This is a genomic window from Pseudomonas syringae pv. tomato str. DC3000 (assembly GCF_000007805.1).
Classification (GTDB): domain Bacteria; phylum Pseudomonadota; class Gammaproteobacteria; order Pseudomonadales; family Pseudomonadaceae; genus Aquipseudomonas; species Aquipseudomonas avellanae.
Map to the genome: position 1 here is coordinate 5,164,947 of NC_004578.1, position 21,214 is coordinate 5,186,160.

Sequence of the window (21,214 nt, forward strand, 5' to 3'; positions counted from 1 at the left end):
TTTAAGGTGTTTTTGCCACACGCCGAAAACCCCGCCGATGTGCACAAGCGGGGCAATAGCAAGTATCAGCTACGCCAGCTTCCTCGTAGATCTACCAGATAGGTATTCAGTGCATCTGCTTGACGCCTGAAATGTTCGACCCGCTCCTCGAGCCCTTTGGAGGCGGGCAGTCGGCAATTGGCCAGGACCTGAGTCAGCGCCGTATGCAGTTTGCCGATTTCTCGAACGTAGTCGTTCTTGTAGACCTGAACCGATGCCAGCCCCGAAATCTGATCGCGCTTGCTCACGTCGGCATCAAGTGCCGCGCGAGCCTCACCCACCGCGTCCTGCAGAACGAGCAACTGCGCCTGCAATGTGTCGCGCAGGGTAATCAGGTGATCATAATCAACGGCACCGTCCAGCAGATCCAGCATATTGGACACGCCGGCGATACCCGCCTTGATGGACCCGATCAACGGATTTTTGGGATCGATATCCGCCAGCGTTTCCAGCGAAGCGATCAAAGGCTTCAGCTTGTTGAAAAAGCTGAGGCTCTCTAGATCGGTAACCAGTACATTGACCACTTTTTCCTTCGTCAACAGTTCTTCCAGACGCGTGTTTTCAATCGCCAGCCTGGCCTGTAGTACGCTGATCTCCTGATCAAGGGCGGGGGTCAGATGATCCACTGCGTTGACCTGCACTGCGTTCAAGTTGATCAGCGCTTTATCGAGCACTTTAGCCTGGCTGGCCAGAGAGGCAATGCGGGTGTCCAGAAGGATACTGATCTCTTGGCTGAACTCTGCAATGGCAGCACCACTTTTCGCCTCGTCAGGCTCGCCCCTGAGCTTTGCAATAGCGTCAACAAACGGCAGCATCTCATCGTCATTGAAAAAATGCGGAACGAGCGTCAGCGTATCCAGTGCTTCTTTATCGACATTGCCTACCTCGCTCACCAGGCTGCGCAGCGTTTCCTTCATCACAGGTAAATAAATGTCACCTAGCGCATCGGCCTGGTGTTTCAGCTTTTCACGACTGCCAATAACAATTTCCATATCGGGTTTTGGCAGTTTAACAGGCGTATTGAGTGCGTGAACGTTCATAACGGCATTCTCTTTGGGTATCAATGGGTCGACACTTAAACAGCGGATTCTTCAAGTGCGTTATTGAACGCAGTCAGCAGGTCGAAGGACTGAGTTTGAATCTCTTTCCAGTTGGCCAACAGTGTTTGAAAACGGGAAACAAAACTGACGAGGTATAAAGCATTATTGGTATTCTTGATGCGATCGTGAGAAGACTCGACCAACTCTTCCAGTAGCACCCATAAACTCTCGACGTTGCTGACACCACTGGCCGCGCCATCGATTCTGGTTTTCAAATCCTGAAGACTGGTTTCGAACGCCAGCAGATCGCCCAATAACCTGCTTTGTTTTTTCAGCGTCAGTTCGATGTGGCGCTTCTCTTCAATCAGGTGATCCTTTTCACTGAGCGCCGCAGTAGCCTTGGGACCATAGATGGAATAGGACACCACCCCGCCGATAACGCCCCACCAGAAACCGATCCACTTGTATTCCGAGTACTCCTCATATTCAGCAAGTTTCTGATTGATGCGATTGTTGAGCTGATCAACATCGGCGGTGAGCCGAGCGATTTCGTCACCTGCGTTTCCCGAGCGGGCCAGCCTTATCTTCAGCGCCACGCCGGGGGCTATCTCATCCTTGAGGCAACGTTTGAAGTCAGTCACCCCGACTCGGGTACGGGTGGTGCTTGCGCTGTGGTGCTTGATATAGACCTTGAGGTCATCCACCAGGGCCAGTAGGCCAGGTATCTTCTTGCTGTCCTGGTCCATCAACGCGACAGGAGGCATTTGATCAATCTGCGCCGGGGTCAGGTCCCCCACTTGCAGGGTCTGATAAGATTCCAGCCCCTTGATGAAATCCACGACATGGGATGCGATGGTAATCAGGTTGCCCGAGAAAACATAAAGATCGCTGCCGACCTTCTGCATGTTCGTCTCAATCGCCGACCAGCTTCTGGCATGGGTCTGGATACCCACATGCAGTTCAGCAATTGCGTCTGGTGCCAGACCGGCGATGCCATTATCGCTGCCGCCGACCAACTGGCTGACTTCTTCCAGCTTCGTTGGAAGTGACAGACCGGTGTTGACATAACGCCTGATGCTTCGAACATCTTCATTGGTAATCAGAAGACCCGGCGCACGCGCGACGCCTTCCGTTTTTCCGGAAAGGACATTCATTAGATCCTTGCCGACGCGACCGACGTCTTCGACAGTGTGCGCTTCGCCATCTGTAAATTGCGGTTCAACTGAAGTAACCATTATTAATTTCCTTATTATGGGTGTCCTGTTTGCGACCGTATTGAACTGCCGCTTCCAGGCCACTGAAAATTAACAGAGGGTGTCAAACTTAAATAGCGAGCGGCGTGGACATTGCCTGTAGGAATAAGCAACGGAACGTTTCAGGCGCCGCTGTATCGGCAAAGAAAAGATAATAAACAACGCCGCAATTACCGTACATTGGAGTCATGACAGGCTTACATATTTATTTTCCAAAAAAAAACCCATTTTCATGGGTTTTTTCTGAAGCTGAAAATTTACAGGTAGAACGATTTCAGCGGCGGGAAGCCGTTGAACTCCACCGCGCTGTAGCTGGTAGTGTAGGCGCCGGTCGACAGCCAGTACATACGGTCACCGATGGCCAGGTTGAGCGGCAGGCCATACTTGTAGTTCTCGTACATGATGTCGGCGCTGTCGCAGGTCGGGCCGGCAATGACCACTTCTTCCATCTCGCCTTTTTTTTCGGTCCAGATCGGAAACTTGATGGCTTCGTCCATGGTTTCGATCAGGCCGGAGAATTTGCCCACGTCGGTGTAGACCCAACGCTCGACGGCGGTGCGCGACTTGCGCGCGACCAGCACGACTTCGCTGACCAGAATACCGGCATTGGAGATCAGCGAACGGCCTGGCTCCAGAATGATTTCCGGCAGGTCATCACCGAAGTCTTCCTTCAGAAAGCGGATGATTTCTTCAGCGTAGGTTTCCAGGCTGTTGGTACGGGTGATGTAGTTGGCCGGGAAGCCGCCACCCATGTTGATCAGCTTCAGAACGATGCCGTCTTCTTCTTTCAGGCGCTCGAAAATCACTTTGACCTTGGCGATGGCAGCGTCCCAGACGCTGATGTCGCGCTGCTGCGAGCCAACGTGGAACGAGATGCCGTAAGGTACCAGGCCCAGGTCACGGGCAAGAATCAGCAGGTCCATGGCCATGTCGGTCTGGCAGCCGAATTTGCGCGACAGAGGCCAGTCGGCAGTGGTCGAGCCTTCGGTCAGGATGCGCACATAGACTTTCGCGCCCGGTGCAGCCTTGGCAATGTTGCGCAGATCAGCTTCGGAATCGGTTGCAAACAGACGCACGCCCTTCTCGTAGAAGTAGCGGATGTCCTTGGATTTCTTGATGGTGTTGCCATAGCTCATACGCTCAGGGCCAACGCCGCAACTCAGGACCTTGTCCAGTTCGTAGATCGAAGCGATGTCGAAGCTCGAACCCTTGTCCTTGAGCAGATTGATGACTTCAACGGCCGGGTTGGCTTTGACGGCGTAGTAAACCTTGGCGAAATCGAAGCCCGCACGCAGGTCGTCATAGGCCTTGCTGATGATGGCGGTATCAATGACCACGAACGGCGTTTCTTGCTTGTCAGCGAACGCCTTCATTTTCTTGAAGGTGTCGGCTGAATAGTAGTCTTCGACATTGATCGACATGCTGCTGGAACTCCTGATGGCAAACGGTATTGGTCAATGGGTGCAAATGAACGCCCTCCGTATCCCCACTTTGGTTCGCCTACTTCCCAAGGCATGTCGCCGAAAGCAAAAAGGCCACTGAAGGGCTGCCTTCCTGGCCTTGCTGTCTCGTCGTCAGTACTTGAGCCGGATGGATCGTTTCCAGCATGGACGTTCGGCGCGAACTTTAGGACCTGAGGGGCCGGAGATCAACAAAAAATGTCGCGTTTTTGCACAGGGCGCTTGAGTTGCCTTCCCAAGGACCTGTTTAACCGACCTGCATGACAGGTAGATGTTCCCTTGGACCTGGAACGACGATGAGACAAGGGCTGCCCTGCCTGTCAGTTCTGACAGTAGACGGATTGGCTGTCCGCGCGCCCAATAAAACCTCAAGCCACCTCATCTGGAAACGATCATGGACGATAGACACGATGAAACCGCAGGCTCGGAGCCTTCCAGCCTCACGCCACGTCAAACAAGCTTTACCGTCATCGGGAGGACCTCTGCCGACCTGAACAAGGTTCGGCAGAGGCGATCCTTGCCGCACAGTGACTACCAACCAACCGGTATCTATGTCACGAAAGGCGAACACGTGGAACTCAGCTACTACCAAGACACGACAGTAAAGATTTGGGCCGTTTTCGGCGTTCCCGAACTCAATAAACCCGTCACCGAGCTACTGGTTTTCGGTTATAACAGCTTTGAGGTGCGTGAGTCCGGCCTGCTGAGCTTTATCTGTCAAGACGCGGGCCATTCCGTCACTGTAATTATAAAGGGGGCTTACAGCGGTGTGCCTGCCTTCTGGTTGAAAGAAACAACCAACGCGATGTGGCAGAACATGATGGTCCAATACAATAATGCACCTGTTGTGATGCTGACCAGCGAGCGAGCCATTATCGTCGTCCGTCACGAAAGCGCCCGGGACTACATCACAGACCCCGAAAAACTGATGACCTACTACGATGAGCTCATTCGGTCTCAGGATGACATCTCGGGGGTTTTGGGCGAGGGGGAGACGGAGTGGGCAATAGACCCCAATAAGCATCTTTATGTAGAAGCCGACTCGCTCTATATGTTTGCAACTAATGGGCACATGGGGTTCACCGGCGCGACGGCCTTGAGCTACTTGTTATCAGGCAATCCTGCACAGGGGTGGGGCCCTTGGCATGAAAGCGGTCATCAGCGGCAGCTGTCTCCCATGAATTGGGAGGACATGACTGAGGTGACAGTTAATATATATTCACTTGCAACACAGGAACGAATGGAAGGCCGTGCATCGCGCCTGGACGTTGAGTACCCTTTCATAAAAGAATACCTGAACAGTCCACACAGGGAGTTCAGTCGTCTTCCAGATCACTTTCAGAGAGTCGTCATGCTTTGGCAACTCCACCTTACCTTCCGCACTGGTTTCTACCCTCAATTGCACCAGCGCTACCGGCTCATGCAAAACCTGCCACAGGGGAGTGAAGACGTACTTCAGCGTTTTATCGTGGAAACCTCACTGCTCAGCGGAAGAGACCTGTCGACCTTTTTCGACCGTTGGGGAATTTATCCAACACCCGAGACGCTGCGACAAATATCAGACTTGCTGCCGCTGGAAAAAAACATTTGGGAAACCGACGCAACAACGTCATTTCCGATTTTTTTGCCTGTTCTGACGTATTTTCCTGAACTGGCCCATATCCGGGCGGACCTACAGGCCGACTTCACGCAAACCACACGCTTCTCCATTAATGAGAAATGGTACGGGAGATATCGCTACAACGTGACCAAGAATGGGCTGGTTATGTCAACGTTGAATCATACGTCTGCTGTAAATTGCCGCGTCAGTTTTGATGGTGACCGTTGCTATGTAGACACCCCCATCCAGATCATGCCGGGTGAGCGATGGGCTGTAAATATCGTACCTAACGATTTAGTCACAATCCACTACGAGGCCGCCAGCAATCACGACTACCCTTTGCTGCTGGCCAGCATAAAAAATCTGTTTACCGATGAGCGTTGTGTCGTGCTAAAGCCCGGCCTTACACAGCAAGCTTTGAACATGTATTTTTCAGAGGTTAACAGCCTTAAACCTAACGCGACTCATGTTCGCTTGTTGCATCGAGCGCAGCGTATTTTTCTAGAAAACATGATCCGTAGCGTACAGATAACCTCGCAAGGTATCAGCGTCACTTTCGCAACCGCCGAATTCAAAAATTATAACTACCAGCTAAAGGTGGATAAATATACTTTTGCAAGGCTTGACAAGGGGTACCCTCTCTATTCGGAGCTGGTTGAAAACACCTGGATAACGAAATTATCCGTAGCCCATAATATTCTGTATTCCATCTCTGTGAGCCTGGACCACTCAAGCACACCTTATACACTTTTTTCAGGAACCCTCGCGGAAGACAATATAGTCCAGCCGATACGGGCGCTTTTCACCGACAACACCATGACTCAACTCACCTCCTTGGCCGATCAGAAAACCGTGGATGCCTTGTATACGACGGTCAATGGCAACCCGGTTATCAGCATCAAAAAACGCGCAGATTATCGGTCTTATCTGAACATCGCACAGAAGTTACTGCTTCCAAGAACCTACACCAAAGTAGTACGGACAGTGAGCAGCCTGTCTGTGCATTTTACGGGGGAGGCGTACAAACAATTCAACTACAAGATGCTTGTCAACAATGCTTATGCATCCGAGATCACCCGAGGGAAGGCTTATTACTCCAGCGTGAGCAATGGGGTGTGGACCACTTCCGGTACGCATGACAGCGACGACAACTGCAAAGTCACTTGTGATTACAAGGGCGCAACCTACGTCCTGTACGAGAGTAATGCGGCAGATAGACGCACTGAAACCTGGGCACAAGACCCGTACGTTACTCATTGCGACCCGAGAGACCTGTAACTGCACTTGTTACCGCCAGTCACAACGACTGGCGGCAACACGGCAAATCAAGAAGCCACTTGCTCGGCAGGCGAAACAATACTGGTCTTCATGCCGCGCGAACGGCCCGAACTCAGATACGCCGCAATCGACTCTTGCGTCACCTCACCCAGGAACACGTTCTCGGCATCCAGCACCGGCAGCCAGGCGCGGTTGAACTCGTACATACGCGACAGCAGGATGCGCAAGTGCTCGTCGTAGGCCGCCGTGGCGTTGAACTCACGCAGGAACTGCGCGCACGTGCCTTGCTGGCGATGCAGGTCACGACGTCGTACGTAGCCCATCGCCTTGTTCTCGCTGTCGGTGACGACGATGTAGCGACGGTCGTTTTCGTCCATCACCTCCAGCGCATCGGCAACCGGGGTTTCCGGGCTGACCGATGGCGCGTTGTCGGCGGCGTCTTCTGCCTTGACCAGCAGCAGGCGCTTGAGGGTGCTGTCCTGGCCGACGAAGCTGCTGACGAAGTCGTCAGCCGGATGCGCGAGCAAGGTGTCCGGGTGATCGATCTGCAGCAGTTTACCGCCACGGAAAATCGCGATCTTGTCGCCCAGCTTGATGGCTTCGTCAATGTCGTGGCTGACCATGATCACGGTCTTGTTCAGCGCCCGCTGCATCTCGAAGAACTCGTTCTGGATCATCTCGCGGTTGATCGGATCGACCGCACCGAACGGCTCGTCCATCAGCAGCAACGGCGCATCGGCCGCCAGCGCGCGGATCACCCCGATACGCTGCTGCTGACCACCGGACAATTCGCGCGGGTAGCGATGCAGGTACTGCTTGGGCTCCAGCTTGATCATGCTCATCAGTTCGCGCGCACGGTCATGGCAACGCTGTTTGTCCCAGCCCAGCAATTTAGGCACGACCACGATGTTTTCCTCGATGGTCATGTTCGGGAACAGACCGATCTGCTGGATCACGTAGCCGATGTTGCGACGCAAGGTCACTTCATCCAGGTCAGTGGTGTCTTCGCCGTTGATCAGCACTTTGCCGGAGGTCGGCATGATCAGACGGTTGATCATTTTCAGCGTGGTGCTCTTGCCGCAGCCCGACGGGCCGAGGAAGACACAGATTTCGCCTTCGTTGACCGTGAGGCTGACCGAATCGACAGCCTTCACTTCTTTGCCGTTGCTCTGGAAAGTCTTGGAGAGGTTCTGGAGTTCGATCATTTCAGTAATCCTTTTGGAGTCAGCGTGCGTTGCAGCCATTGCAGAAGCAGGTCGGCGATGATGGCCAGAATACTGACCAGGACCGCGCCGACGATCAGCATCGACATATCGCTGCGGCTGATAGAAGCAAGAATAAGTACACCCAGGCCACCGGCACCGATGGTCGCGGCGATGGTCATGACACCGATGTTCATCACCACGGCGGTGCGCACACCGGCGAGAATGACCGGCACGGCAATGGGCAGTTCAACCATGCGCAGGCGTTGGCCGAAGGTCATGCCAATGCCTTTGGCGGCTTCACGAATGCCCGGCTCGACGCCAGTCAGGGCCAGGTAGGTATTACGCATGATCGGCAGCAGCGAATAGAGAAACACTGCAGTGATGGCAGGCATCGGGCCAAGGCCCTGACCGAACTTTGAGTAGAACGGCAGCAACAGGCCGAACAACGCAATGGACGGCACGGTCAGCAGCACGGTGGCGCTGGCTTGCAGCGGGCCGGCCAGCGCCGGAAAGCGGGTCATCAACACGCCCAGCGGGACACCGACGACGATGGCCAGGGTCACCGCGATGCCGACCAGCGTGATGTGCTGCCAGGTCAGTTGCAGGACTTGTGCCCAGTCCAGATGGGAGAAGGCGCTCAAGAAACTCATATCGTCTCCTTCCTTAGTTCAATGGATGCTGGCGCAGGAAATCTGCAGCAACCGAGGATGGGCTCTCATGGCCGACGTCGACGCGAGCGTTGAGGTCGATCATGGTCTGATTATCCAGAAGCTCAGCCAGCGGCTTGAGCAGCGTGGCGATGTCCGGATGCTTGTCCAGGTACTCCTGACGAATCACCGGCGCAGCGGTGTAGTCCGGAAAGTAGTGTTTGTCATCTTCGAGAACTTTGAGCTTGAACGCATTCAGGCGACCGTCGGTGGTGTAGACGAGCCCTGCGAACACCTGGCCATTCTGCAATGCGGTGTACACCAGCCCCGAGTCCATCTGCCGGGTATTCTCACGTCCCAGATTCATGCCGTAGTGCTTGACCATGCCGACCAGGCCGTCGGAACGGTTGGCAAACTCGGTGTCCAGCGCGACCAGGTGCCCCTCTTTGGCTTCGTCCTTGAGCACTTTGGTCAGGTCGGTCATGGTGTTGACCTGCGGGTACTTGTCGGCAATCTTCTGCGGCAGTGCCAGCGCGTAGGTGTTGTTGAACTTGGACGGGGAAAGCCAGACCAGGCCTTTCTTTGCGTCGACTTCCTTCACCCGCGCATAGGTCTGTGCGCTGTCGAGCTTTTCATCGATGTGGTTGTAGGCCACCAATGAAACGCCGGTGTATTCCCACAGCAGATCCAGTTGGCCGCTTTCCTGTGCGCTGCGCGCCAGGTTGCTGCCCAGACCGCCAGTGATTTGCACATCGTAGTTTTTGGTGCGCAGATATTGTGCAGTCAGCTCAGCGAGCATGGTCTGTTCGGTGAACACCCGCGCTCCGACGCGCAACAGCGGCTTTTCCGCGGCTTGGGCAAATGCCGGAAACAGCAAGGCAAAGCCTAAAAACAAGCATATTTTTTTCATGAGAATTCCTTCGCTCAGCGAGCCAGTCCGCGTTCCAGCCAGAGACGACTGGCCAGTGTCACCAGGCCATCGAGCAGCAGCGCCAGCAGCGCGGTACACGCCGCGCCCAGCACCAGTTGCGGCTGGTTGTTCAAGGCAATGCCCGGGAAAATCAGGCTGCCGAGGCTGTTGGCACCGATGAGAAACGCCAGCGGCGCGGTCCCGACGTTGATCGCCAGCGCGACACGCACGCCACCAATAATGATCGGCACAGCGTTGGGCAATTCGACACGCCACAGCACTTGACGCGGCGTCATGCCGATACCGACGGCGGCTTCCTTGAGTGAACCCTGAACGTTTTTCAGGCCTTCATAGGTGTTACGCACGATGGGCAACAGCGAGGCGAGAAACAGCGCGAAGATCGCCGGCCCGCTGCCGATCCCGAGAATCCCGAGGGCAATGGCCAGAACGGCGAGTGGCGGAACGGTGTTGCCAATGTTGAATATCTGCATGAAGCGTTCGGCGCGGCCCACCATGCTCGGTCGGCTGAGGGCGATGCCTGCGGGAATACCGATCACCAGGGCCGCCAACATTGAAACCAGAACCAGAATCAGGTGAGCCTGAAGGTAGAACAGCAGGTCATCCTGGTATTGCTTGATAGTACTGATGCCGATCCAGTGGATCAGCAGGGCCAGGAGTGCGATCACAACCGCGCCTCCCAATAGCCCCTTGCCATAGCGATTAGCCACAGGCGGACTCCTTATTTCAGTCGGCGAACGCGTTGACCAGGGCGTCCAGAAAAGACACCGGAAATAACGTTCGCGAAGAGCAGCGGGTGGGTCGCCGGTAAGGGTTTAACCTCGGCGAAAACACAAGCCATAAGCGCAGCTTCGTCAAGCCAACATGCTGATGAATCAGCCCCTTGCGTTGGCTTCGTTGCGAGCCTTGACGGGGGAGTGGACGTCTCCACGGCCTGAAAGGTTCCCACACGAGACATTATCTGGCCATCGTTTATTGTCTGAACGGTTCGGACATTGCCGCGATTTGAGCTATAATCTGCGCCCTTTTTAGATCCCATCCCAGGCGATTTCCCATGACCCAACAGGCCGCCGAAGTCGCGAAACGCCGCACTTTCGCCATTATTTCCCACCCGGATGCGGGTAAAACCACCATCACGGAAAAACTCCTGCTGATGGGCAAGGCCATTTCCGTCGCCGGTACGGTCAAGTCGCGTAAATCCGACCGCCACGCCACCTCCGACTGGATGGAAATGGAGAAACAGCGCGGTATCTCCATCACCACGTCGGTGATGCAGTTCCCGTATCGCGATCACATGATCAACCTGCTCGACACCCCGGGTCACGAAGACTTCTCCGAAGACACCTACCGTACCCTGACGGCCGTCGACTCGGCCTTGATGGTGCTCGACGGCGGTAAAGGCGTCGAGCCACGTACCATTGCCCTGATGGATGTCTGCCGCCTGCGTGACACGCCGATCGTCAGCTTCATCAACAAGCTGGACCGCGACATTCGCGACCCGATCGAACTGCTCGACGAAATCGAAGCGGTCCTCAAGATCAAGGCTGCGCCGATTACCTGGCCAATTGGCTGCTACCGTGACTTCAAGGGTGTCTATCACCTGGCTGACGACTACATCATTGTTTACACCGCAGGCCACGGTCACGAACGCACCGACACCAAAATCATCCAGAATCTGGACTCCGACGAAGCCCGCGCCCACCTGGGTGACGAGTACGACCGCTTCGTAGAGCAACTGGAACTGGTGCAGGGCGCTTGCCACGAATTCAATCAGCAGGAGTTCATCGACGGCCAACTGACCCCGGTGTTCTTCGGGACGGCTTTGGGCAACTTCGGCGTCGATCACGTGCTTGATGCTGTGGTGAACTGGGCGCCGATGCCGCTGGCACGGGTTGCCAACGAGCGCACCGTCGAGCCGGAAGAAGAAAAATTCGCCGGTTTCGTGTTCAAGATTCAGGCGAACATGGACCCCAAGCACCGCGACCGTATTGCGTTCATGCGCATTTGCTCGGGGCGCTACGAGAAAGGCATGAAAATGCGCCACGTGCGCCTGGGCAAGGACGTGCGAATCGGCGACGCGCTGACCTTCTTCTCCTCGGAGCGTGAGCAACTCGAAGAAGCCTACGCTGGCGACATCATCGGCCTGCACAACCACGGCACCATCCAGATCGGCGACACCTTCACCGAAGGCGAAGCGCTGGGCTTCACGGGTATTCCGCACTTTGCCCCGGAGCTGTTCCGCCGCGTGCGTCTGAAAGACCCGCTCAAGTCCAAGCAACTGCGCCAGGGCCTGCAACAGCTCGCCGAAGAAGGCGCCACGCAGGTGTTCTTCCCGCAGCGCAGCAACGACATCATTCTCGGCGCCGTCGGTGTGCTGCAGTTCGACGTGGTCGCCAGCCGCCTGAAGGAGGAATACAAGGTCGAATGCGCCTACGAGCCGATCACCGTCTGGTCGGCCCGCTGGATCGACTGCGCTGACAAAAAGAAGCTTGAAGAGTTTGAGAACAAGGCCGTGGAAAACCTGGCAGTGGACGGCGGCGGTCACCTGACCTACCTCGCCCCTACCCGCGTGAACCTGGCGCTGATGGAAGAACGCTGGCCCGACGTGAAATTCAGCGCCACCCGCGAGCACCATTGACGGGCCGATGGCGCCGCGGTGTGACGCGGAGCGTCACGAACTGATAAGTGTCCGAGAGAACACCTATCGTGCCGATGCTCCGCGTCGGCATGCAGTTCTGGACGCTCCGCGTCCTGTCCCGAACCTGCGGCGCAGCGCAAATCTGTGACGCGGAGCGTCACCCACGGCATTCCCACGCTGGAGCGTGAGGAACGATGGACGTGTCCAAAAATACGCTCTGCGTCCGCTCCCGGTTGGTATCCACTGACCTGAATCAACCATTCAGCGCAAAATGAGAATTAATCTCAATAGTGCCTTGCTATTATACCGATAAGAATTATTCTCATCTAACCCGAACAGGAGATGAGACATGACTTATTTGATCGATGCATGGCTGGACCGACCACACCCTTACCTGAGAATTCTTCATCGCGAGACGGGGGAAGTGTGTGCCGTTCTGGAGGAAGAGGCATTGGAGGAGTTGCGCGATCAGGGCGATCTGGACGTGTGCAGCCTGAGTTCAAGCGAGCCGCTGGTGCTCAAGGAGCTGGTGAGAAACCTGTTTCTGTTCTGCTATGCGCGGGCGTTGCGCCCGATGGGTGAGTTGCACTGAGCATGAAGCATCAGCACAACCCCGCCGCTGAACGAGTCAGCACGATTCGTTCAGCGATTTTCTGTATCGAACGGGTGTCGATTACAGAACGTCCAGCAGTTCCACGTCGAACACCAGCACGCTGTGCGGTGCGATGCTGCCGACGCCCTGAGCGCCGTAAGCCAGTTCGCTCGGCACGTGCAGACGCCATTTGCTGCCGGCGTTCATCAATTGCAGTGCTTCGGTCCAGCCCGCGATCACGCCGCTGACCGGAAACTCGGCAGGTTCGCCACGATCGTAAGAGCTGTCGAAGACAGTGCCGTCGATCAGCGTGCCGTGATAGTGCACGCGCACCTGGTCTTCACGGGTTGGCTTGGCGCCATCACCGGAAGTCAGCGCTTCAAATTGAAGACCGGAAGCCAGTGTGGTCACGCCTTCGCGCTTGGCATTTTCAGCCAGGTAAGCCTTGCCGGCACCTGCAGCCTGTTCGGCCTTGGCGGCCGCTTCGGCCTGCATGATTTCACGGATGACCTTGAAGCTGGCGGACATTTCTTCCTGACCGACACGGCTTGGCTGACCGCCAAACGCATCGCGCAGGCCTGCCACGATGGCCTCCAGATTGACGCCCGGTGGCGGGTTGTCGCGCAACTGGTCGCCCAACTGACGGCCGATGCCGTAGCTGACGCGGGTTTCGTCGGTGGACAGATTGACTTCGGACATGACACTGCTCCGCTGAGGGGCACGCAGTCGATAATTGCGTAAAACCTGAACGGTCATCACGCTTTACCCCTGATGCGCCCCGAACCAAAAGGGCGAGCAGCCTAGCACAATTGAGCCAGCAGGCCCTATTGCAGCAGCCATTGGCCCCAGGTGGTCAGGACCATGACGAATGAAAGGAAATCGGCATGCGCATCTCGGAACGGTCATTGACCGGCATGCCGCACAACTCATCGTGCACCACGCAATGCACCAGATAAAACGGCACCACAGGCACATTCTTCAACAGTTCACGGGCATGCTCGACCGAACGAAGGTGCAAAGTGTTGCCGGCCGCATCCTTGAGCATCACCGAAGTGCCGTTCATGCGCACATCGAGCAGATAGATACCGCCTTCGATAGAGATCAGGTTCAGCTCTTCGACCCGACCGGCCTGGGCGTGGTCGGTAAATTCCTGGTAATTCATGGTCGAACCTCCTGCGCAACGTCTAATGCATCGGAACGGACGTTTTACAACACACTGCGGCGACACGCCAGAAACGAAACCATACTCCCTTTTTATTTATCCTTCACAGGCTCAGTGCTTGGTCAGCTTGTCCAGATAGCCCATCGCAAACGCGGAGATCACGAAGGTCATGTGGATGATCACGTACCACATCAGGTATTCAGGCTTGATGTTGGTGGCATCCATGAACACCCGTAGCAGATGGATGGAAGAAATCGCCACGATAGAAGCCGCAACTTTCATCTTCAGCGAAGACGAGTCCATGGTGCCCAGCCAGTTGAGCTTTTCCTTGTCCTCATCGATGTCCAGTTGCGACACGAAGTTCTCATAACCGGAAATCATCACCATCACCAGCAGGCCGCCCACCAGCGCCATGTCGATCAACGACAGCAGCACCAGAATCAGATCGGCTTCTGCCAGGGAAAAGATATTGGGGATGACGTGAAAGATTTCCTGGAAGAACTTGAGACACAAAGCCAACAGGCCCAGGGAAAGACCGAAATAGATCGGCGCAAGCAGCCAGCGCGATGCGTACATGGCATTCTCAAAAAAACGTTCCATTGGTACTCGCAAGGTGTTTTGAAAGGACGGGCGAGTATATCAGCGGTAACGCGCTGCTCTGGAACTGCGACAAAATATCGCACGGCCGGCGCACAAGGCACCGCCGAGGAGCTGGATGTTCAGGATCAAAAGAGTGATGAGCGCTGGCAAACCGCCCCGTCACCGCCGATTCGCCTCAGCTCGGCCTGCATGTGCAGCGACCAGATCGGCACATCGTCGAGGCATCGGTAGCCGTGCAACGAAAGGTTTTCGAGGATGCTCGTCAGCACCGACTGCGCTTCGGGCATGCCATTAAAGGGCCCCTGAGACTTGATTGCCGAAGGCTGCTCTTGAGCCATGCCCGCCGCAAACAGCACCAGCCACTGCCCATTGTCATGAGGAAGAGGCCGGATGACACATTCGATGCGGGTCATCAGCCCCATACATTCTCGGGTAAGGCAAAGGCTACGCTGCATGACGCGCTCCTGATCAGCGACAGTATTCATCCTTCTCATAAGCAGAATGCACGCCAACCCTCTGGCTGCTGCGGTCATGATCAAGACTAGAAGAAAACCCGCTCTACGCGAAACCGCCCTGATAAACGGAGTACCGGGCGGCATCAGCACCGCCCGGTTCAATGAGCACCGTTATCAGATTTTCAGCTCGGGTTGCAGTTGCGCAGGCTCCTTTTCCAGCTCTTCCTTGAGGTCTTCGTCGCTGAGCATTTCGGCGATATCACGCAAGCGCTCCACCACGCGCGCATTGACGCTGCCTTGCGGAAACTCGCCGTTCTCGTCAGGCGCACCGGCGGGCTCACCGACCAGCAGGCTCAAGGCCTCGTCAGCCTGACGCACTGCGTAGATGTGGAACTGCCCGTCACGCACGGCTTGAACCACGCGTTCATCAAGCATCAGGGTAGTGACGTTGGCATGCGGGATGATTGCGCCCTGCTCACCCGTCAGGCCACGCGCTTCGCAAAGGCGGAAGAAACCTTCGATCTTCTCGTTGACCCCGCCCACCGCCTGCACTTCACCGAACTGGTTGATGGAACCGGTAATCGCAAAACACTGCTTGAGCGGCGTGCGCGACAGCGCCGAGATCAACGTGCAGGCCTCGCCCAGCGACGCACTGTCGCCGTCCACGTAACCGTAGGACTGTTCAAGCGCGATACTGGCGGAGATCGCCAGCGGGAACTCTTGGGCGTAACGGCTACCCAGGTAACCGGTGAGGATCATCACGCCCTTGGAGTGGATCGGCTGGCCCAGATTGACTTCACGCTCGATATCGACGATGCCGCTGCCACCCGGATAGACCGTCGCGGAAATACGCGCCGGCACACCAAACGCCGAATCACCGACCTCCAGAACCGTCAGGCCGTTGCACTTGCCGACCGCTGCGCCGTCGGTATCGATGAGGATCACGCCGGCCATCATGTCATCGAGAATCCGCGCAGAAACCCTTCCGGTGCGCGTGGCCTTGGCCTTGAGCGCACGTTCGATGTGCCCGGCGTCGGTCTTGTCATCGTTGGCCAGTTGGCGGATAAAGTCGGCTTCGCTGACCAGTTGAAACAGGTCCCCGATGCGCGCCGACAAACGGCCCTGATGCTCGGCCAGTCGGGCACTGTAGGTCGCCAGACGTGCCACCGCATCGGCGGTCAGGGGCGCCATGCCCTCCTCAGAGGTACGGGTTTTCAGCAATTGCGCGAACTGCTCCAGCGTCTCGTCGACCATCGGGATTTCTTCGTCGAAATCGACCAGCACCCGGAACATCTCCTGAAAGTCAGGATCGAGGTCTTGCAGGGTGTAATACAGCGAACGGGAGCCAATGATGATGATCTTGACGTTCCACGGGATCACCTGCGGCGTCAGCGTCACGGTTGCCACACGGCCCAGTTCACCCAGCGGCGACTCCATTTTCAGCTTGCGTGATTGCAGGGTACGTTTGAGTGCATCCCAGACAAACGGCTCGCTGAGCATTTTTTCCGCTTCCAGAATCAGGAAGCCACCGTTGGCACGGTGCAGCGCGCCGGGGCGCAACTGGCGGTAGGTGGTGTACAGCGCGCCCTGATCGGTGCTGTATTCAATGCGCCCGAACAGGTTGTCGTACGTGGGATGCTGCTCGAACACCACCGGCGCGCCGCCGTCACGGGTGTTTCCGACCACCAGGCTCGGGCTGTACTGCTCTTCCAGCAACTTGCGCGCCTGGGCATCGGTCTTGGCGTCGTCGACCAGTTGCTCGACCAGCGTCTTGAGCAGGTACACCTGCATCGCTTGCAGGTACGCGCAGACAGCGGCGTTTTCGGCGTATTTTTCCGAAAGCGGCGCCAGCAACGGCTGCAAGGTCAGAGTAATGGTTTCTTCATTGAGTTGACGCAGCTGGTTATTGGACTCGCGTTTCCACTGCGGCAGGCTGGCCAGCTCTTCGTTAAGACGTTCCTCAAGGGAGGAAATATCTTCGTGAAAACGATCACGGTCGGCCTCGGGCAACTGCGAGAACTCGGCTTCGTCCAGCGCCTTGCCATCGGCCATCGGTGTGAACGCGATGTTGGAATTGTCGCGATACAGCGCAATGTCCTTTTCCAGCGACAGGCGCTCGATCACATCCAGTGCGCGGTCATAGCGCTGATTGAACGCACGGTCGATCGAGCTTTTCTTTTGCTGATAGGACGGGTGCTCGAACACTGCCGGGAAGGTCACCAGCAGGTTGTCGATCAAACCGCCGATATCGGCCATAAACTCATGGGCGGTGCCGGGCGGCAATTCCAGGGCTTTGGGCTCACGGGGCTCATCGAAATTATTGACGTACACCCAGTCCGAAGGCGCCTGCATGCGCTTGCCTTCGGCCTTGAGGTAGCGTTTGACGAACGAAAAGCGGCCAGTGCCGGGCTCGCCCATGACAAACACGTTGTAACCGGGGCGCGGCATGGCAACGCCAAACTGCAAGGCTTCTACGGCACGCTCCTGGCCAAGTACACCGCGAAAGGGTTCAAGCTCGTGGGTGGTCGCAAAGCTGAACTGCTCAGCGGAAAACGGACGGGTCAGCGCGTTTGGCGCCAGGCGTAGGTTGGCTGCGACAGAATCGGGCATCAGTAATCCTTACATCAGGCGGGGCAGATGTCGGCATTCTGGCGCTCGCCGCACGCGACTTGCAAGGCAGGAAAGCCCCGAAAAGCGCTCGTGGATGCAAAGCCTTCACCGTTGTGCGAAAAAAAATCTTTTTCCGGCAATAATCTGCAATAGATCGCGGAACCCTTGGAACCCGCCTACGCTCCAAATTGCGCAGGTGGTTGCTGGTTGGCCGTCTGCCTTGATGTGATTACTCAAGAAACTCGACCCTTGGCTGAACTAAAAAGAGAAAAAGCTATGAAACGGATTCTTCTTGGAACGCTCTTCGCCGCTGTATCCATCAACGCTATGGCTCAAGCTCCAGGTGGTCCCGACTGCGGTTGGGGCAACATGCTGTTTGAAGGCCAGCGCGGTACCCCAGCTCACTTCCTGGCATCAACCACCAACGGCACCTCGGGTAACGCCACGTTCGGCATGACCTCCGGCACCAACGGCTGCTCGACCAACAGCGCCCTCACCTACGGCGGTAAATCCTGGCTTGCCATGAACGGCATGATGGATGAACTCTCCAAGGACATGGCAATGGGTCAGGGCGAAGCACTGACTACTTACGCTGTGGTACTGGGCGTTGCACCTGAGGATCGCGAGCACTTCGCGGCCGTCACTCATGAACACTTCTCGCAGATTTTCAGCAAGGCCGACGCCACTGCTGAAGACGTTCACACCAACACCGTCAACGTTCTGAAAAACGATCCGACTCTGGCCAAGTACGCTACTCAGGCTTAAAGTCGTTCGCCCGCCCTTCCTTCGCGAAGGGCGGGACTCTCTTTCTTGACTAGTTGCCCTCTATGCTCAAACGTCTTGTAACGCTGGCGCTGTTTGTCTGTGCCCCCTTGTCTGCCGCGCCTCATGCCACCGCAGACCGTTTGCAGCAAATGGCCAACGAGCCATTCTGGATTTCACTGGGCCACTATGAAGCCGGCAAGCTGGGTGGCTGGCGCAGCTACGTCACAGACCCCAAATTCTTTCTCGCCGCCGACGGTGCGCATGACCCGAAGGCAGAGCTGAGCGCCACGCTGGAGGCGATTTACGCCCCCGTGACCAACGAGCAAACCCACGCCCAGTGCGTGTACCCGGCACGTACCCGCTGGCTGCGCGATCAGTTGCGCCTGACTGACCTGCCAACCCCGGACTGCAAGGAATTCAAGGCCTGGTACAAGGATGTGGCCCCGGACAGCACCGTGCTGATTTTTCCGGCGGCCTACCTCAACAGCCCGTCCTCAATGTTTGGCCATACGCTGTTGCGCATCGACCCGGCCAGCGCAAAAACCAACAACACCACACTGTTGAGCTATGCGATCAACTTCGGTGCCTACATCGAAGGCATGGACAACAGCATTCTGTACGCCTGGAAAGGCCTGGCGGGCGGCTATCCGGGGCTGTTTGCACTGGTGCCCTACCAGGAAAAGCTCTCGGAATACCGCAGCCTGGAAAACCGTGACCTGTGGGAGTACCGGCTGAACCTGACCGCAGAAGAAACCGGGCGCATGGTCGAGCACGTCTGGGAATTGAAACAGATCCGTTTCAGCTACTTTTTCTTTGATGAAAACTGCTCCTATCGCCTGCTGGAATTGTTGCAGGTCGCCCGACCGGGGCTGCACCTGACCGAACAGTTCGGCCTGACCGCAATCCCCACCGACACCGTAAAAGCCATCAAGGCCGCAGGGTTGGTGGAAAAGATCGACTATCGACCGTCCCGCGAGCGTGAATTGCTCAGCCGTGCAGCGCCCCTCGATGCCGACGAGCAGCAGTGGGTATTAAAAGTCAGCGCCGATCAGAAGCACTTGCAGGACAGCCAGTATCTGGCCCAGCCAAAAGAGCGCCGCGCGCTGATTCAGGATGCGGCCTATCGCCTTGAACGTTATCGCGCCAACGGCCTTGAACGCGACACGCAGCGCTCGCAACGCAGCTTCGAGCTGTTGCAGGCCATCAACCAGAACCCTCCGCCACAACTGGATATACCGCGCCCCGGCTTGCCGGAAGAAGGCCATGAGTCACGCACCTGGCAGTTGGGCGCGGGCACCCGCGGCGACAAGGCCTTCGCCGAATACGGCCTGCGCATGGCCTATCACGACCTGAACGACAACGCCTATGGCTTCCCGCTGGGCGCACAGATCGAGATTCTGCAGCTCAAGGTGCGGCAATACGAAGGCAACGATTGGCAAGTGCAGCAATTGGATCTGGCCACCATTCGTTCGCTAACGCCGCGTACCGAACTGCTGAAACCCTGGTCATGGCAAGTCACTGGCGGGCTGGAGCGTGTGTTAGGCAAGCATGGCGACGAAAACCTCGTCAGCCATGTGAACGGTGGCGGTGGCGGAACCTGGCAACTGGGTGACGAAGTGCTGGGCTTCGCGCTGGGCACGGTGCGTGTCGAGCACAACAATGATTTTGCCGAGTTCATTTCCCCTGCCGCTGGCTTCAACACAGGCGTGCTGTGGCGCAACCCGCTGGGCAACCTGAGCCTGGAAGCCAAAGGCGACTACTTCACCAACGGCGAAGTGCGTCGCAGTGTCAGCCTCAATCAGCAGTGGGAGCTGTCGCGCAACCTGGGCCTGCGCCTGAGCGCCCAACGCGAATTCAGCCAGATGAGCTCGCCACAGAATGAAGTGATGCTTGAGGTGAAGTGGTATCACTACTGATCGGGTAAAAAAATGAATGGCATCGCGCAAAGGACTGCGCAGGATCCTCTGCCAGCCGTTTAAGGCCCTTCTCCATGGTTTGCACAGCCAGTTGCTCGCCACCCAGTGAGTCGGCCAATCGGGGATGGGCACCTTCGCGTTTCAGTGAAGGCCTGAACATTTCGTCGGCTGGCGCGCCCTCGTCAAAACGCTCCAGGTCCAGCGCCAGTGCCTGATTGAACAGCACGTTACTCAGTCGTGTCAGCGCCGGCTGGCGGTGATCAACCGACAAGCCATGCACACTGGCGGCGACAGAATAATTGCCCGGCAATAGCTCATACGAAACGGCTGTTGCTGAATGAAGCGCAGTCTTGTTGGGTGCAAAACATCCCGTCAGGTGCCTGGCAATGGTACTTAGAACGCCCTTCGACGAGCTTCCCGTCGCAGAGGCGAACAACGCATAGGCTTGAGTTCCAGCGCCAGACTTTTTCACGAAGGCCTCTCCGGCTAAAGCGCCACGGCATCTGGCCGTCGGGCTGTGTGGGCGGGCATTGGCGGGCGTCCGAATTCACTGCGGAAGGTTTCGATGACCTGCTTGATCTGCTCGGCAAGTGCCTGAGTGCTTTCAAGCGCGCGGGACAAATTGTCTGTGCCGTGCCCAGTGAGGTCGTGCGTGTAACGCAGGCACAAGGTATTTTGCTCGATATCCAGCGCGATACTGGCGCCCAGAGTGTGGGCTGGCGACAAGTTCAAATGCAGCGCAAGCGCCAGCAGCCGCCCGTCCTGTTCAGGATCGATGTAGCTCAGGGTGCTGATGACAAAAAGCGCATCCCCGCCAGCAGCGGGCACCAACAGGCTGGTGTGACCGTTTTTCCCGTGCCACAGCAAATACCCTTCATCCCGAAGGGATTGCAAATCTGCGGCGTCGTATCCAAGCCGTTTCAGGCTGTGTTCTAGCAGTCCGGTTGCGAACGCGATCATGGCATAAGTACCTTGCAGTGAGTCCTGTCACTGAGTGGCGCTGGACGCGCAGGGGTTCCGGGCAAC

The 21,214-nt window shown here is 56.7% G+C and carries 19 protein-coding genes; 5 read left to right on the top strand and 14 right to left on the bottom strand.

The features are described 5' to 3' along the window. Nucleotides 1–65: 65 nt before the first annotated feature. From PSPTO_RS23655 to PSPTO_RS23665, 3 genes are all read right to left on the bottom strand, one after another. Nucleotides 66–1,079, bottom strand: coding sequence for an alpha-xenorhabdolysin family binary toxin subunit B (locus tag PSPTO_RS23655; RefSeq protein WP_011105062.1), 1,014 nt, complete (start codon nt 1,077–1,079; stop codon nt 66–68). 35 nt (nt 1,080–1,114) lie between these two features. Continuing rightward, complete coding sequence (locus PSPTO_RS23660; protein ID WP_011105063.1) at nt 1,115–2,314, bottom strand: alpha-xenorhabdolysin family binary toxin subunit A; 1,200 nt, start codon at nt 2,312–2,314, stop codon at nt 1,115–1,117. Between the two features lie 275 nt (nt 2,315–2,589). Then, nucleotides 2,590–3,753 (bottom strand): type III PLP-dependent enzyme, encoded by a 1,164-nt coding sequence (locus tag PSPTO_RS23665; RefSeq protein WP_005769400.1) that lies wholly within the window; start codon nt 3,751–3,753, stop codon nt 2,590–2,592. Nucleotides 3,754–4,186: 433 nt separating this feature from the next. On the opposite strand from PSPTO_RS23665, the gene PSPTO_RS23670 reads away from it, so the two are divergent. Beyond that, entirely contained in the window at nt 4,187–6,670 is a 2,484-nt protein-coding gene (locus PSPTO_RS23670; protein WP_011105066.1) for a M60 family metallopeptidase, read from the top strand. Nucleotides 6,671–6,717: 47 nt separating this feature from the next. Here PSPTO_RS23670 and PSPTO_RS23675 read toward each other — a convergent pair whose 3' ends face one another. The 4 genes from PSPTO_RS23675 to PSPTO_RS23690 are packed head-to-tail and all read right to left on the bottom strand — an operon-like array spanning nt 6,718 to nt 10,160. After that, complete coding sequence (locus tag PSPTO_RS23675; protein ID WP_003368676.1) at nt 6,718–7,875, bottom strand: osmoprotectant ABC transporter ATP-binding protein OsmV; 1,158 nt, start codon at nt 7,873–7,875, stop codon at nt 6,718–6,720. Continuing rightward, a complete protein-coding gene (locus PSPTO_RS23680) occupies nt 7,872–8,525 on the bottom strand; it encodes an ABC transporter permease (RefSeq protein ID WP_003400010.1) in 654 nt (217 codons plus the stop codon). Before PSPTO_RS23680 ends, PSPTO_RS23675 begins: the two co-directional genes overlap by 4 nt. A gap of 13 nt (nt 8,526–8,538) precedes the next feature. Continuing rightward, nucleotides 8,539–9,432, bottom strand: coding sequence for a glycine betaine ABC transporter substrate-binding protein (locus PSPTO_RS23685; RefSeq protein ID WP_005771655.1), 894 nt, complete (start codon nt 9,430–9,432; stop codon nt 8,539–8,541). A gap of 14 nt (nt 9,433–9,446) precedes the next feature. Then, nucleotides 9,447–10,160 carry an ABC transporter permease gene (locus PSPTO_RS23690; RefSeq protein WP_011105067.1) on the bottom strand — a complete coding sequence of 238 codons (714 nt, stop codon included), beginning with the start codon at nt 10,158–10,160 and terminating at the stop codon, nt 9,447–9,449. 344 nt (nt 10,161–10,504) lie between these two features. On the opposite strand from PSPTO_RS23690, the gene PSPTO_RS23695 reads away from it, so the two are divergent. Both PSPTO_RS23695 and PSPTO_RS23705 read left to right on the top strand, forming a co-directional pair. Further along, nucleotides 10,505–12,088 carry a peptide chain release factor 3 gene (locus PSPTO_RS23695; RefSeq protein WP_011105068.1) on the top strand — a complete coding sequence of 528 codons (1,584 nt, stop codon included), beginning with the start codon at nt 10,505–10,507 and terminating at the stop codon, nt 12,086–12,088. A gap of 349 nt (nt 12,089–12,437) precedes the next feature. After that, nucleotides 12,438–12,680, top strand: coding sequence for a PA4570 family protein (locus PSPTO_RS23705; RefSeq protein ID WP_002555214.1), 243 nt, complete (start codon nt 12,438–12,440; stop codon nt 12,678–12,680). A gap of 81 nt (nt 12,681–12,761) precedes the next feature. Here PSPTO_RS23705 and PSPTO_RS23710 read toward each other — a convergent pair whose 3' ends face one another. The 5 genes from PSPTO_RS23710 to PSPTO_RS23730 form a co-directional block, all read right to left on the bottom strand. Next, entirely contained in the window at nt 12,762–13,379 is a 618-nt protein-coding gene (locus PSPTO_RS23710) for an FKBP-type peptidyl-prolyl cis-trans isomerase (RefSeq protein WP_005736691.1), read from the bottom strand. Between the two features lie 154 nt (nt 13,380–13,533). Beyond that, entirely contained in the window at nt 13,534–13,842 is a 309-nt protein-coding gene (locus PSPTO_RS23715; protein ID WP_007243764.1) for a DUF6482 family protein, read from the bottom strand. Between the two features lie 111 nt (nt 13,843–13,953). Continuing rightward, the gene (locus PSPTO_RS23720) at nt 13,954–14,442 is read right to left on the bottom strand and encodes a TIGR00645 family protein (protein WP_003379718.1); all 489 of its coding nucleotides are present in this window, start codon (nt 14,440–14,442) and stop codon (nt 13,954–13,956) included. Between the two features lie 125 nt (nt 14,443–14,567). Beyond that, nucleotides 14,568–14,864: a hypothetical protein gene (locus PSPTO_RS23725; RefSeq protein ID WP_024666223.1), complete on the bottom strand. Its 297-nt coding sequence runs from the start codon at nt 14,862–14,864 to the stop codon at nt 14,568–14,570. A gap of 207 nt (nt 14,865–15,071) precedes the next feature. Continuing rightward, nucleotides 15,072–17,507 (bottom strand): Lon protease family protein, encoded by a 2,436-nt coding sequence (locus PSPTO_RS23730; RefSeq protein ID WP_005771663.1) that lies wholly within the window; start codon nt 17,505–17,507, stop codon nt 15,072–15,074. Nucleotides 17,508–17,783: 276 nt separating this feature from the next. On the opposite strand from PSPTO_RS23730, the gene PSPTO_RS23735 reads away from it, so the two are divergent. Both PSPTO_RS23735 and PSPTO_RS23740 read left to right on the top strand, forming a co-directional pair. Next, nucleotides 17,784–18,272: a DUF3015 domain-containing protein gene (locus PSPTO_RS23735; protein ID WP_003379721.1), complete on the top strand. Its 489-nt coding sequence runs from the start codon at nt 17,784–17,786 to the stop codon at nt 18,270–18,272. A 62-nt stretch (nt 18,273–18,334) separates the two neighbouring features. Then, the gene (locus tag PSPTO_RS23740; RefSeq protein WP_005771665.1) at nt 18,335–20,188 is read left to right on the top strand and encodes an Lnb N-terminal periplasmic domain-containing protein; all 1,854 of its coding nucleotides are present in this window, start codon (nt 18,335–18,337) and stop codon (nt 20,186–20,188) included. Here PSPTO_RS23740 and PSPTO_RS30710 read toward each other — a convergent pair. Both PSPTO_RS30710 and PSPTO_RS23750 read right to left on the bottom strand, forming a co-directional pair. Continuing rightward, entirely contained in the window at nt 20,127–20,414 is a 288-nt protein-coding gene (locus tag PSPTO_RS30710) for a hypothetical protein (protein ID WP_005771667.1), read from the bottom strand. The two genes, PSPTO_RS23740 and PSPTO_RS30710, sit on opposite strands and share 62 nt — an antisense overlap. A gap of 260 nt (nt 20,415–20,674) precedes the next feature. After that, a complete protein-coding gene (locus tag PSPTO_RS23750; RefSeq protein ID WP_007243769.1) occupies nt 20,675–21,148 on the bottom strand; it encodes a CesT family type III secretion system chaperone in 474 nt (157 codons plus the stop codon). Between the last annotated feature and the right edge of the window lie 66 nt (nt 21,149–21,214).

Excerpts from the sequence above, each read along its gene's own strand:
- PSPTO_RS23655 (WP_011105062.1), bottom strand. The coding sequence starts at position 1,079 with ATGAACGTTCACGCACTCAATACGCCTGTTAAACTGCCAAAACCCGAT.
- PSPTO_RS23660 (WP_011105063.1), bottom strand. The coding sequence starts at position 2,314 with ATGGTTACTTCAGTTGAACCGCAATTTACAGATGGCGAAGCGCACACT.
- PSPTO_RS23665 (WP_005769400.1), bottom strand. The coding sequence starts at position 3,753 with ATGTCGATCAATGTCGAAGACTACTATTCAGCCGACACCTTCAAGAAA.
- PSPTO_RS23670 (WP_011105066.1), top strand. The coding sequence starts at position 4,187 with ATGGACGATAGACACGATGAAACCGCAGGCTCGGAGCCTTCCAGCCTC.
- PSPTO_RS23675 (WP_003368676.1), bottom strand. The coding sequence starts at position 7,875 with ATGATCGAACTCCAGAACCTCTCCAAGACTTTCCAGAGCAACGGCAAA.
- PSPTO_RS23680 (WP_003400010.1), bottom strand. The coding sequence starts at position 8,525 with ATGAGTTTCTTGAGCGCCTTCTCCCATCTGGACTGGGCACAAGTCCTG.
- PSPTO_RS23685 (WP_005771655.1), bottom strand. The coding sequence starts at position 9,432 with ATGAAAAAAATATGCTTGTTTTTAGGCTTTGCCTTGCTGTTTCCGGCA.
- PSPTO_RS23695 (WP_011105068.1), top strand. The coding sequence starts at position 10,505 with ATGACCCAACAGGCCGCCGAAGTCGCGAAACGCCGCACTTTCGCCATT.
- PSPTO_RS23705 (WP_002555214.1), top strand. The coding sequence starts at position 12,438 with ATGACTTATTTGATCGATGCATGGCTGGACCGACCACACCCTTACCTG.
- PSPTO_RS23710 (WP_005736691.1), bottom strand. The coding sequence starts at position 13,379 with ATGTCCGAAGTCAATCTGTCCACCGACGAAACCCGCGTCAGCTACGGC.
- PSPTO_RS23715 (WP_007243764.1), bottom strand. The coding sequence starts at position 13,842 with ATGAATTACCAGGAATTTACCGACCACGCCCAGGCCGGTCGGGTCGAA.
- PSPTO_RS23720 (WP_003379718.1), bottom strand. The coding sequence starts at position 14,442 with ATGGAACGTTTTTTTGAGAATGCCATGTACGCATCGCGCTGGCTGCTT.
- PSPTO_RS23725 (WP_024666223.1), bottom strand. The coding sequence starts at position 14,864 with ATGGGGCTGATGACCCGCATCGAATGTGTCATCCGGCCTCTTCCTCAT.
- PSPTO_RS23730 (WP_005771663.1), bottom strand. The coding sequence starts at position 17,507 with ATGCCCGATTCTGTCGCAGCCAACCTACGCCTGGCGCCAAACGCGCTG.
- PSPTO_RS23735 (WP_003379721.1), top strand. The coding sequence starts at position 17,784 with ATGAAACGGATTCTTCTTGGAACGCTCTTCGCCGCTGTATCCATCAAC.
- PSPTO_RS23740 (WP_005771665.1), top strand. The coding sequence starts at position 18,335 with ATGCTCAAACGTCTTGTAACGCTGGCGCTGTTTGTCTGTGCCCCCTTG.
- PSPTO_RS23750 (WP_007243769.1), bottom strand. The coding sequence starts at position 21,148 with ATGATCGCGTTCGCAACCGGACTGCTAGAACACAGCCTGAAACGGCTT.